This window comes from Paenibacillus sp. JJ1683, from assembly GCF_053006485.1.
Genome location: NZ_CM129820.1, coordinates 1,044,089 through 1,055,610 on the forward strand (window position 1 = coordinate 1,044,089; position 11,522 = coordinate 1,055,610).

Annotated in this window: 10 protein-coding genes; 7 read left to right on the forward strand and 3 right to left on the reverse strand. The window is 47.8% G+C overall.

The window, feature by feature from the left end; all coding sequences use genetic code 11:
* Nucleotides 1–203: 203 nt before the first annotated feature.
* From ACUC6J_RS04700 to ACUC6J_RS04710, 3 genes are all read left to right on the forward strand, one after another.
* Nucleotides 204–896 carry a pectate lyase gene (locus tag ACUC6J_RS04700; protein ID WP_016819868.1) on the forward strand — a complete coding sequence of 231 codons (693 nt, stop codon included), beginning with the start codon at nucleotides 204–206 and terminating at the stop codon, nucleotides 894–896.
* 138 nt (nucleotides 897–1,034) lie between these two features.
* On the forward strand, nucleotides 1,035–2,072 hold the full coding sequence (locus ACUC6J_RS04705) for a phosphotransferase family protein (RefSeq protein WP_447249824.1): 1,038 nt from the start codon (nucleotides 1,035–1,037) through the stop codon (nucleotides 2,070–2,072).
* Between the two features lie 55 nt (nucleotides 2,073–2,127).
* Nucleotides 2,128–3,126, forward strand: coding sequence for a glycosyltransferase (locus ACUC6J_RS04710; protein ID WP_031462942.1), 999 nt, complete (start codon nucleotides 2,128–2,130; stop codon nucleotides 3,124–3,126).
* 73 nt (nucleotides 3,127–3,199) lie between these two features.
* On the opposite strand, the gene ACUC6J_RS04715 is transcribed toward ACUC6J_RS04710, so the two are convergent.
* Entirely contained in the window at nucleotides 3,200–4,408 is a 1,209-nt protein-coding gene (locus ACUC6J_RS04715; RefSeq protein WP_016819870.1) for an MFS transporter, read from the reverse strand.
* A 216-nt stretch (nucleotides 4,409–4,624) separates the two neighbouring features.
* On the opposite strand from ACUC6J_RS04715, the gene cysK reads away from it, so the two are divergent.
* Both cysK and ACUC6J_RS04725 read left to right on the forward strand, forming a co-directional pair.
* On the forward strand, nucleotides 4,625–5,548 hold the full coding sequence (gene cysK / locus ACUC6J_RS04720; protein WP_031462943.1) for a cysteine synthase A: 924 nt from the start codon (nucleotides 4,625–4,627) through the stop codon (nucleotides 5,546–5,548).
* A gap of 129 nt (nucleotides 5,549–5,677) precedes the next feature.
* The gene (locus tag ACUC6J_RS04725; RefSeq protein ID WP_016819885.1) at nucleotides 5,678–6,655 is read left to right on the forward strand and encodes an aldo/keto reductase; all 978 of its coding nucleotides are present in this window, start codon (nucleotides 5,678–5,680) and stop codon (nucleotides 6,653–6,655) included.
* Nucleotides 6,656–6,813: 158 nt separating this feature from the next.
* Here the strand turns inward: ACUC6J_RS04725 and ACUC6J_RS04730 are convergent, their stop codons facing one another.
* Nucleotides 6,814–7,614 (reverse strand): WYL domain-containing protein, encoded by an 801-nt coding sequence (locus ACUC6J_RS04730; protein WP_103042202.1) that lies wholly within the window; start codon nucleotides 7,612–7,614, stop codon nucleotides 6,814–6,816.
* Entirely contained in the window at nucleotides 7,589–8,914 is a 1,326-nt protein-coding gene (locus ACUC6J_RS04735) for a helix-turn-helix transcriptional regulator (protein WP_025364106.1), read from the reverse strand. Before ACUC6J_RS04735 ends, ACUC6J_RS04730 begins: the two co-directional genes overlap by 26 nt.
* A 198-nt stretch (nucleotides 8,915–9,112) precedes the next feature.
* Here ACUC6J_RS04735 and ACUC6J_RS04740 point away from each other — a divergent pair, with 198 nt between their 5' ends.
* Nucleotides 9,113–10,681, forward strand: a complete 1,569-nt coding sequence (locus ACUC6J_RS04740; protein WP_447249825.1) for a limonene hydroxylase — start codon at nucleotides 9,113–9,115, stop codon at nucleotides 10,679–10,681.
* A gap of 19 nt (nucleotides 10,682–10,700) precedes the next feature.
* Nucleotides 10,701–11,519, forward strand: coding sequence for a nucleotidyltransferase domain-containing protein (locus ACUC6J_RS04745; RefSeq protein ID WP_107734984.1), 819 nt, complete (start codon nucleotides 10,701–10,703; stop codon nucleotides 11,517–11,519).
* The last annotated feature ends 3 nt before the right edge of the window (nucleotides 11,520–11,522 follow it).

Genomic DNA, 11,522 nt, shown 5'->3' on the forward strand with positions numbered 1-11,522 from the left:
ATTGATTTAATTTATAAAAAAGAAGCTACTTTGAACCAAAAACCAAGTATACATATGCAAATAATTAAATATCACTTTACGGACATGTATCGGTCAATGGGTTCATTGTACGAAGGTGGTGATACGGTCTACGCGCTTACGCTCTAGTCAACGAAGAATTGGAGATAAGAATAAAAAACGATCTAGGAGAGGGATGAATTGAAATGAAAACAAACACAGCTAAAGTATTGAAAAAGGGCATGAGTATCGCTTTATCCGGTATGTTAATCGCGTTATTTGTCGGCAATTACTCTGCCCATGCAGCTCCAGAGGTCGTTCACAAGACCATACTTGTTAAAGCTGGAGAAGTATACGATGGTAAAGGCAAGACCGTAGTGGCTGACCCCGACACCTTGGGAGATGGAAGCCAGAAAGAGGCTCAAAAGCCTATCTTTAAGCTAGAAAATAATGCAACGCTGAAAAATGTGATCATCGCTGCACCTGCTGCGGATGGTGTGCATGTATATGGCAATGGCACCATTTCCAACGTAACGTGGGAGGATGTCGGTGAAGATGCATTGACGCTTAAAGAACCAGGCACGGTGAACATTACAGGTGGTGGAGCGTTCCATGCATATGATAAAGTATTCCAAATCAATGCCGAAGGCACGATTAACATTAAAAACTTTAGAGCCGATGATATCGGTAAGCTAGTTCGCCAACTTGGGGGCTCTACTTTTAGAGTGAATATGACTTTGGATAACTCGGATATTTCCAACGTTAAGGATTCGATCCTCAGATCGGACGGTCCTAACAGCAAAGCTAAAATTACGAATACTCGTTATCATAATGTAAAACAATTGTTCAAAGGTTTTAAATCTGGCAATACGAGCGAGTCCGGCAATACTAAATACTAATCGTTAGCGTAGGATAGGAGTACGGATAGGAAAGGGGCTGTCCAACAGGTCGTATGATCTGATAGGACATGCCCCTTTTTTGGTATGTTAAGTTAACCCTAAGATGATCTGGGCTTCGTTCAGAACGAGGACTATGTTATGATCGTGCTATTACATTTTATACAAAAAAGTTGGGTGGCTATGAATCTATTTCATCAATATGTGAATCATGACGGTACTTTAAATAATACGCTGGTGCACAGTCGTGAAATTTTATATACAGGTACGAATGGCCGACATGTGGAACGTTTTTACGTGTCCTCCTCTGAAAGTTATATATTTAAACCCCTGACCAATGATGATCAGAAGGGACGGGAGAGATGGGTGTATGAGCATGTGCTTCCAGCATTATCACCCATCTATCCCCAATTGCTAGCTTGTTCCGATACAGACGCAGATGGCGGAGGAGAATGGATGGTGTTTGAGGATCTTGGTCCGTTACATCATCTACATGCAGATGAAACCCTATTGCAAGCTGTTGGATTTGTCGCAAGGTGGCATGCTTTGCCGCCGGGTCGTTTTACCGGGATGCCATTGCGTGGACCGAAGCCGCTCATCCAGGAGATGGTTTCCGAGCTGCACACACGCAAGCCAGATATGTTAGAGCTTTGCAGCTCACTCGGTTTTTCGAAGCAGCAGATGCAGCGTATTTATGCACAACTGGAGCATCTATCTTTTTCACACCAGCTTGTACTGTCTCATGGTGATCTTCATCCGGGTAACTATGCGTTGAGTGGGGAGCGGCTAAGGGTGCTGGATTGGGAGCATGCACATCTCAACACACCGCTGTGGGATGTATATCACCTAATCGACATGTCGCATCCGTTGTTCCCTCGACGAATGACGTCTGAATTGCGTATTCGTATGCTGGACACCTATCTGGAACAGCTGGAGCTGTTGGGGATAAAGGGTGATCGAACGGCATTTATACAGGAGTATGGTATGTTTGCTGTGGTATTTTCGCTCTGGATGTTATTGCTAATCACAAGTGATCTGCAAAGGATTGGAACGGAACTGCATAGAAATAGTGACAAATGGTCAAAAGAGCAATTAGAGTCCCAATTGGATGCAACGTTAGCTTGTTTAAACCAATGTACAGCGATGATGGATGGGGTACAAGTCCAACCATGCAAGTAGTGGCTTAAGGCACAGATTCTATATAGTCAGCCAAAGAAGGTAGGGAAATAAATCCATGAAAAAAGTCGGTTTGGTCATGAGAAAAATACAATTTGCTGAAGCGCAAGGGCCTCGTATTTTTGCAGAACGTCTGAAGCAGATCGGATTGGAACTGGGGGTAGATATCGTATTTGTATCGCCGGAGCGCCACGTAAGTAGCCATGACTGGCTTCCAGGCTATGAGCATGAAAAGAGTGACCTGGTCAATTATGACATTGTACTGGATCAACTGCATGAGCAGCAGATTGAGCACGTTATTTATACGGTATCTGGCTTTACTTATTTGAACATGTTTTTTAAAAACAGCGTACTCTTTCCACATAGTTTTCCAGATCCGGCACTGACAGGCTATGAGATGATGAAGCCTTTTTATCAGATTGTGGACAAGGCTATCGTACAGACTGCCTTTCTCAAGCAGGAGATGGCCTCGAAGTTTGGCGTAACCGATGTGACAGTCATCCCGATCGGATTTAATGAGCGGCTGGTGGAAAAGCATTTTGATCCCTCACAAGTGGTGGAGAACCGGGTGATGTGGATTGGTAGAGATGAGGAGAATCGGCGTCCGGATCTGGTACTGGAGTACGCACGGCATAATCCCGACAAGGATGTCTATATGGTGTTTGGCGGTGAACGCTATAAGGAAAGCATGAAGAAGTACGACATCCCGGACAATGTAAAACTTCAATTTGCATTGACGCAAGACGAGGTGTTCGCACTGATGAACACGGCGAAGGTGTATTGGAGCTGCTCCAAATTCGATACGTTCGCCATGCCGCTGACCGAAGCGCTCGCGATGGGGAAGATCGTGGTGAAGCCCGAGCATCCTTGCTATGGGCACATCAGCTCTACGCATTCCTTTTCAGGGAATGAGAAAAATTGGTTTGAGCTAGTCAATATGGCTGCCGCCTCACCTCGCCGGGTTTCTATGGAGAATCAGGTATACGCCATGGAACAGTTTTCGAGTCAGGTGATGAAGCAGGGATACCGAGACTTTTTTGATGATTGGTTAAGCTGAACGACGAGGCAGGATGCGTGGATGTAGACCATAAAAAAGGGACTTTCGCTCTAATGGACGAAAGTCCTTTTTCTTATGACTGTATCTCTGCTATCGCTTCAGTATGAGCCGTCTTGCGATCCATCATGTAGCTGACCAGCATCAGCAGCAGACCGCCGACAGTAATGAGTGATGCAACCCATGGAATGGCGGGTAGCCCCATTTGGTTAATCACGACTCCTCCGATAAAAGCACCGCCTGCGTTGCCCAGATTCAATGCGGAATGGCTGGAGGTAGAGGCTAGCAAAGGAGCCTCATAGGCCAGATTCATGATACGAACCTGAATCCCCGGCATGATGCCGAATGCGGCAATCCCCCAGATAAAGACAGTGATCACGGCCAGTACCTTGTTTTGAAGCGTAAACGTCAGAATGGCCAGAATAATGGCCAGTACAGCATAGTTTGCAACCAAGGACGGAAGCAGCTTCCAATCTGCGAGCTTGCCGCCAACGATGTTGCCAATCGTGACGCCTAGGCCGAACAGGACGAGAATCCAGGTAATGCTGTGTTCGGCAAAGCCACTAATATCCGTAAGCATGGGCGTAATGTACGTAAAGACAGTGAACAAGCTACCACAGCCAACTGCACCTGTCAGCAGCATCAGCAGCACTTTTGGATTAAATAAGCTCTTGACTTCTTGCTTGAGACTGGAAGGCTTGTCCTGCTGAATCACCGGAATGTAACGAATAATACCGAAGAGAGAAATCAAGCCGATCACAACAATGGCTCCAAAGGAAGCGCGCCAGCCGAGCTGCTGTCCGATAAAGGTGCCGAAGGGCACGCCAATAATGTTCGCTACCGTCAATCCGGTTAGCACCATAGAGATGGCCCCTGCCCGCTTATCAGGACGAACCAGCCGGGCAGCGATCAGGGAACCGGCACCCAGGAAGGTTCCGTGCGATAACGCAGTAGCCATACGGGCCGCAATCAGAAGCTCGTAGTTAGGAGCAATGACGGAAAAAAGATTTCCTAGAATGAATATGGACATCAGCAGACACAGTAGCTTCTTTTGTGGAACCTTATGGGTTAATACAGTAAGCACAGGTGCACCAATGGCTACACCAAGCGCGTAACTGGTGATTAATTGCCCGGCTTGCGGAATCGTAACATGAAGATCATGGGCTACATTGGGCAGAAGTCCCATAATGACGAATTCGGTCATGCCGATGGCGAAGGCACCAAGGGTTAACCATAGCAAGGAGGGGGGAAAGCGATTAGCTGTCATATTTTCTTGAGTACTCATAAGTTTCTTGTATCCTCCTGAAAAAATAGTAATGCGAGTATATCATTCCAGGCGACATCTGGCGACCCATTTTGCAAGAATTTTACATACTAAGCTGATAAGGTTTGTGTAATTTACAAAAGCGACAGGTTGGAAGGAGCCAATTATGTTATTTTGGTAGTATGATATGAAGATAGGGAATGACGTTGTAAGGAATAATCCGGGGAGGATATAACGATGACACTTAAAGTGGTACATAGGATTACGGACTTAATCGGGGATACGCCTTGTGTGCGGCTGCAACGGCTCACAGGACCGCAGGATGCGGAAGTATATGTGAAGCTGGAGTATTTTAATCCAAGCGGTAGTGTTAAAGATCGGGCCGCGGGCAACCTGATTGCCGAGGCGGAAAAGGCGGGGCATCTAAAGCCCGGAGGCACCATTATTGAACCGACCAGTGGCAACACGGGAATTGGTCTTGCGATGAATGCGGCAGCCCGAGGTTACCGCGCAATTTTGGTGATGCCTTCGAATATGACGAAGGAACGGATCAATATTTTAAAAGCCTACGGGGCTGAGGTCGTACTGACACCAGCGGAAGAACGGATGCCAGGAGCGATTCGCAAAGCTCTTGAACTGGGGACAGAAATTGAAGGAAGTTTTATCCCACATCAGTTTGAAAATGAGGCCAACCCCGATATCCACCGTACAACCACAGCACTTGAAATTTTAGAGCAGACGGAAGGAAAGTTGGATGTGTTCGTCGCTTCTTCGGGAACGGGTGGGACCATTACGGGAACAGGTGAAGTGCTGCGCCAGCATTTGCCGGATCTGCGGATTGTTGTGGTCGAGCCTAAGGGTTCGCCCGTACTGTCCGGGGGAAAGCCCGGTCCACATAAGCTGGTGGGAACGAGTCCGGGCTTTGTTCCTACCGTGCTGAATACGGAGGTGTATGACGAAATCATCCAGGTTTCCGATGAGGATGCGATTGCTGTGACACGAGCAATTGCTGCTCAGGAAGGGATTCTCGTCGGGCCCTCCAGCGGAGCTACAATATGGACGGCCATTCAGGAAGCTCGGCGTTTGGGAGCAGGCAAACGGGTACTCTGTATTGCCCCGGATACCGGAGAGCGTTATCTGAGCATGGGGATATTCGGATAAATAGACGCGAATCGGGGCCAAAGTGATACATGACCGTAAGTAAGTGGTAAAATAATTGTGTGATAGCGGTTTCAAGAGCTGTTTGAATATTGATAGCACGAAATATTTGAGGATTGAAGGAGGAGCAGCATGAAGATTATGCCTATACAGAAACGAGGGATCTCCAATAGTCGGCTGGTGCTCGGTTGCATGCCTTTTGGTGGAGAATGGAGCCATGCACCGTTTACACAGGAGCATGTTGTTGAAGCGGAGAGAGCTGTAGATGCTGCACAATCCATCGGAATTACGATGTTTGATCATGCGGATATCTATCGTATGGGAAAAGCGGAAGAAATTTTCGGTCGGATTTTAAAGGGACAGCCAGGCTTGCGTGAACAAATCGTCATTCAATCCAAATGCGGAATTTTTCTGCCGGATGGTACGCTCCCGGGTCGTTTTGATTTCTCATATGATCATATTATGGAGTCCGTGGACGGTATCCTGAAGCGTCTGAGTACTGAATATTTGGATATCCTGCTGCTGCACCGCCCCGATCCGCTGGTAGAGCCGGAAGAAGTAGCAAAGGCGTTCAGCGAGCTTAAGACATCCGGCAAAGTACGGCATTTTGGCGTTTCCAATATGAATGTAAGCCAAATTCGTTTTCTGGAGCGCAGCCTAACGGAGCCGCTGATTGCTAATCAGCTGGAGATGAGCCTGGCACATCTGCATTTTATAGATCAGACCGTACACGTGAACCAGCAGGCAGGGACGAATGTACATTTTGGCGAAGGTTTGCTGGAATATTGCCAAACCGAGGATATTCAGCTCCAGGCTTGGGGACCGCTGGCGCAGGGGCGTTTTAGCGGAGGTTCTCTGGAAGGAAAACCTGAGCATATCCGTAAGACGGCAGAACTGGTGCAGAAGCTGGCCTCTGAAAAGGGGACGACACGCGAAGCGATCGTCCTGGGCTGGCTTATGAAGCATCCGGCACGGATTCAGCCTGTCATTGGCAGCGCCAATCCTGAACGAATCCAAGCATGTCAGGATGCAGAACGCCAGAGCGAACTGATGACCCGTGAAGAGTGGTATCAATTGTATGTAAGTGCGCGCGGACAAGCCTTGCCGTAACTGGTACTGCGGACTAGCTTGTTACAGCAGACGTGTGCGGATGTAAGTGTATGACCTCGTTTCGTTTATACGTACTGTAGTTTAATAGGCTCTCCTTTCGTCTCATTAACAGACGGAGGGAGGGCCTTTACATGGATAGATCCTAATTTCTGCAGCAGCTATTCCTCTTCGTACCGTGCGAGGGCTTTGGCTGTTGTTTCTTTCATTCGTGAGATTAGCCGTGAGCCTTGGATGACCTTGACACGTTTGCCAAGGAAACGGATTTTGGATAGCACATATTCACATTCGTCTGCCTGGAAGGTGAGCGTAATACGATAGGTATCAGCTTCCTGTACATATTCGACCTCTTTTTCAAAACAGGAAAAAGCATATAAAATACGAGACATTTCACCGTTGTATACAGGAATAATTTCAATGATGCCCTGTTCTTTGCGCGACTCCAGTATACCGAGTATTCGTTGGGTAAACTTCTCGGCTTCTTCAGGAAGAATCTCATCCTCCGTAACGGTTACGATGTTGGATAGTTTAGTAGACATGAATGCGCGATGTCGGCGATTATACCATAGCAGACTCCATTCTTTTTTGACCATGGAAAACTCCAGCTTATAGGGAAATCCGGACATTCGCTCATGCAGGCGACCGTTGCGCAGTTTGTAAGTCATACAGATGCCGGAGCGGGATCGCAGAATGGAACGCAATTTACGCAGGAGCGGATGATAAACCGAAGCAGCAGGAACTCCTGCCTTTTCGCGTAGGCTGCCATCGGCCTCCAATGGCTCGTCGTCTGCAAGTAATTGCCGAAGCTTATCAAGTGTAGACGGGGTAAAAGCCTCTGTCGCTGCCGAGTCTGCAAGCATGGACTTAAGCCAGACTCTTTCCTGCGAGGTGGTAGCAAAAGCGCCCGATTCATCCAACCGTGAGACAATCTGATAGTTAAATATTTTCTCGAACAGGCTCATAATAGGCTTGCAGCTCCTTCCATTCCTGTCTGAATTCCTTACGCAGCCGCTGGGGCTCCAATACCTCACAGCTTGATCCGAAGCTGCGAATCCACGGTTTAATCTCAGTGATTCCATTCACTGTGATTTCGTAGATAAAGGATTCACTTTCTTCCTCCGTAATCGTACCCCATTGTCCTTGTGACAGCACACGTTCCCGAATAAAGTTGCGTTTTGCCCCTTCGGGATTAAAAAAACGTACCCTTACCTTCACGGGACGACCCGTATCAACAAGCCAGCTGTACCGCATTTTTTCCTCCAACACGGCTAACAGGTCGGCATAAAGCTGTTCTGGGACAGGCTTGCCCTCCACCAATTGGGTCATGCCCTCCATACGAAATTTCATGATTCCTTTGCCGCCCACATGACCAAGCACGTACCAACGTCCATATTGATGATCATAGATGACTTGCAAGGGCAGAATGGTATGTTCACGGCCTTCAGTCTCTTTTTCAAATCGTGGGTTGGTGTTCTGTGACCCGTACATGCTTCGTTTGGATGCCGAAAAATATAAAAAGTTTACGCAGCGGCGTTGCCGAATGGCATGCAGAAGCGGATGAATATGGGCTTCGTCCAGAATGCGTGAATAATAATGGTATTTATATAAAAAAGGCTCTGCCATCTCCCGATCTCCGAGCTGACGGCGCATGGCCTTTTTAAGATGATCTCGCAACAGATATCCCTGCACAGAGGGGAGCTGAGTGTTGGCCATAACGTCCACAAAATCATATAAGTCCAGTAATTCCTCGTCCGTCAGTTCTGTCACCAGATCGTTACGGACAGCATAGCGATAGGGTCTGCCGCCAGGCTCCTTACGAACTACGCCGACTTCGACCAGATATTTCAGATCAGAACGGATTGTTTTTTCATCCGGCAGTGCACTGTCGGAAGGCAGCCCATTGCAGCAAGCGTCCAGCAGTTCCATGGTGGTCATAGGCTGTGATTGCAGCGCTGTCAGCAGAAGGGATAAGCGGACGCTTTCCGATTCCTTGAGCGATTTGGCCCGAAACAGGAATAACAATAACGGATCAGCGGATTCGTAATAATTAAAGCGCAGCATCTCATTAAAATCATGTCCCTGTTCCGCAGGAAGCTGCTGTTGTACGGATTGGACGATTTCCTTGAGGCGCCGGATCGTCTTATCAAAGGTATGTACCGAAATGCCAAGTCTGTCTGCAAATTGCTGCCGATTATAAGCGCCGCTGGTTAGTGTGAGCATACGCAGGAACTGAATTTCTTTATCAAAACTCTCTCTCGCCATGATGCATTCCCCGTTTCTGTAGCCGTTCTCCGAAAATAAGTATCCCTTTATTCTAACAGGGAAGGGATGCAGGAAAAAGGTAATTTATTCATCTTTGTAATACTTTCACCATGTTCATGACTTCCAAAATAAAGGATTATAGGGATATAAGGTAGCACGATAAGTAAAAAGTCATACATAACAGAAGGGTGAGGCAACATGTTTGGACGATTCAAAAATGAAGTGTTATATCCATGGGGAGGTAAGCTTTCGATTTATGAAACGATTAAGCAGGGATTGGACTCTCAGGGCAGGCTTACGGATGATCATTTGCCGGATGATGAAGAATACTGGGCAGGTCACACGATGCGTTGGGTGGCAGGAGGGCTGGATGGAGCGTTTGGGCATCACGGCGCTGGCGGAGATGAAGAGACTGAGAAAATTAAGGAGCTAGCACACTTGTTGTCCAGACAATGCCGCAAGCCAGGGATGAAAACAAGACGTGAGACGTATGTACGCTTGATGGAGGAAAATGCGCTCAGCCTGATTGATCCGCTGCTAGATGCGGTGCGCGAACATCCAGCAATTCAGCCGGATCGATTGTATGAGGAAGCGCGTTGGCTGGCCGAACACGGAGCACATCGCAATGTGGTGAAGGTCGGTATTGCGCTGCTCGGATTGCTGGAGACAGAGCAGCACCACGAGCTTATTTTAACGCTAGCCAAGCATGATGAATTCACGCTATATGCGGCTGTAGCTATCCGTAATATTTCGGAGCAGGCCAATGAGCAGTTGTATAATTTAGCCTTACAGGTACATGGTTGGGGACGTATTCACGTAGTAGAACGGCTGGAGCCGGCGCGGCAGGAAATACGTGATTGGTTATTACGGGAAGGATTCCGCAATAATGTCATGTATGAGTATCTTGCTTATGAGTGCGCTCATAAAGGCGAGCTGCATACAGCCATCGCTGTACCGCATATTGATCGGGAGTTGTTTGACGGAGCAGGCGATATACTGTCGGCTTTGCTGGCGGCAGGCGGACCTGCGGAAAGTATAGACGATTATGAGCATGCCGCAATGGTCATAGGTAACTACCTTCGTCATGCTAAGACTATGTGTACGACTGTGAAGCATCTTACGATCATCATGGATATTGCGGACTTCCTCGATGAAGAAGACGATTCATGGGAGGCACGTTATGAGCATGAATGGACGCCGGAATTACGTAAACGTTACGCGTCGGTATGCCAGCAGATGATGGACGATCCGCAGTGGATGAAGCTGGTAGAGCAGGAACTACATCATGCAGATTCACCGCATCTTCACTGTGCCATTCGCGCAGCTCGAATGCTAGCACTAGATGTATGGCCCGTGCTATTTGATCAATTAAGCAAACACCCAGTCAAGCCTAATCTGTACTTTGAACTTAGCAAGACAGAGGATGAACAGCGGGCATGTAAGCTGGTGGCTTTTGCAGAAAAGCACTTGCCTCTGGGAGAGATAGCTTCCGGTCCTGCTGATGTGCCGGGCTTTGGACCGGAGTATGAAGCGCATCAATGTCTGGGGATGCTGCTGCAACTATTGTCTTCTTACGAAGGGATGGGACAAAAGCTAGTTGCTACCGGACTTTGGAGCCCGGTGACCTCCAATCGCCGTGCAGCGCTTCATGTACTCAAGGAATGGCCTTCTGAGATGTGGGGAGAGGCAACGATAGAGCGCCTTCGCTGCTTATCGGAAGCTGAAACGGAGGAGTCGATCAGAGAACAGATTCGGGAAATACTTTAAGGATAAGGGAGGGAACAACATGACAGATGTGAAGCATGGGCAGGGTTTCATTCAACCGGAAATGCGCGACACGATTTTGCGTGAGCTGCGCGCGTTGGAGCAGGAAGAGCAGGTGCGCATTGTGTACGCCTGTGAATCAGGCAGTCGGGCATGGGGGTTTCCTTCACAGGACAGTGACTATGATGTACGATTTATTTATGTAAGACCCATAGAATGGTATTTATCTATTTTTGATAAGCGGGATGTGATTGAGCGGCCAATCAGCAATATGCTGGATATAAACGGTTGGGATTTGAAAAAGGCGCTCCATTTATTTCGCAAATCCAATCCGCCTTTGCTGGAATGGCTGCAATCTCCGATTCCCTATCTGGAGCAATATTCAGTGGCCGATCAGATCCGTGCAATCTCGCCGTTAACCTTCTCTCCGAAGTCCTGTATGTATCACTATCTGAATATGGCACGGGGAAACTATCGGGACTATTTGCAAGGTGAACAGGTGAAAATTAAAAAATATTTTTACGTGCTGCGTCCGCTGCTGGCCTGTGGCTGGATTGAACGTTACAACAGTATGCCTCCTATCAAATTCGTAGACTTGCTAGCGGAATTCATTCCGGTAGATACCGAACTTTATCAGGTGATCGAGCATTTGCTAGAGCGTAAAAAAGCGGGCGAGGAGCTGGATATGGAGCCGCAGCTTTCGGTGGTGAATGATTTTATTGAGCAGCAAATTGCTTATTTTGAACAGAAGGCGCCTTTGCTTCAGCATATGGAGGGCGGACGGGATCAGCAATTGGACGAGATGTTCCGCGCTGCGGTGAATGAAGTATGGAAAACATAAGCT

Excerpts from the sequence above, each read along its gene's own strand:
- cysK (WP_031462943.1), top strand. The coding sequence starts at position 4,625 with ATGACACTTAAAGTGGTACATAGGATTACGGACTTAATCGGGGATACG.
- ACUC6J_RS04705 (WP_447249824.1), top strand. The coding sequence starts at position 1,035 with ATGATCGTGCTATTACATTTTATACAAAAAAGTTGGGTGGCTATGAAT.
- ACUC6J_RS04710 (WP_031462942.1), top strand. The coding sequence starts at position 2,128 with ATGAAAAAAGTCGGTTTGGTCATGAGAAAAATACAATTTGCTGAAGCG.
- ACUC6J_RS04735 (WP_025364106.1), bottom strand. The coding sequence starts at position 8,914 with ATGGCGAGAGAGAGTTTTGATAAAGAAATTCAGTTCCTGCGTATGCTC.
- ACUC6J_RS04730 (WP_103042202.1), bottom strand. The coding sequence starts at position 7,614 with ATGAGCCTGTTCGAGAAAATATTTAACTATCAGATTGTCTCACGGTTG.
- ACUC6J_RS04745 (WP_107734984.1), top strand. The coding sequence starts at position 10,701 with ATGACAGATGTGAAGCATGGGCAGGGTTTCATTCAACCGGAAATGCGC.
- ACUC6J_RS04725 (WP_016819885.1), top strand. The coding sequence starts at position 5,678 with ATGAAGATTATGCCTATACAGAAACGAGGGATCTCCAATAGTCGGCTG.
- ACUC6J_RS04740 (WP_447249825.1), top strand. The coding sequence starts at position 9,113 with ATGTTTGGACGATTCAAAAATGAAGTGTTATATCCATGGGGAGGTAAG.
- ACUC6J_RS04715 (WP_016819870.1), bottom strand. The coding sequence starts at position 4,408 with ATGAGTACTCAAGAAAATATGACAGCTAATCGCTTTCCCCCCTCCTTG.
- ACUC6J_RS04700 (WP_016819868.1), top strand. The coding sequence starts at position 204 with ATGAAAACAAACACAGCTAAAGTATTGAAAAAGGGCATGAGTATCGCT.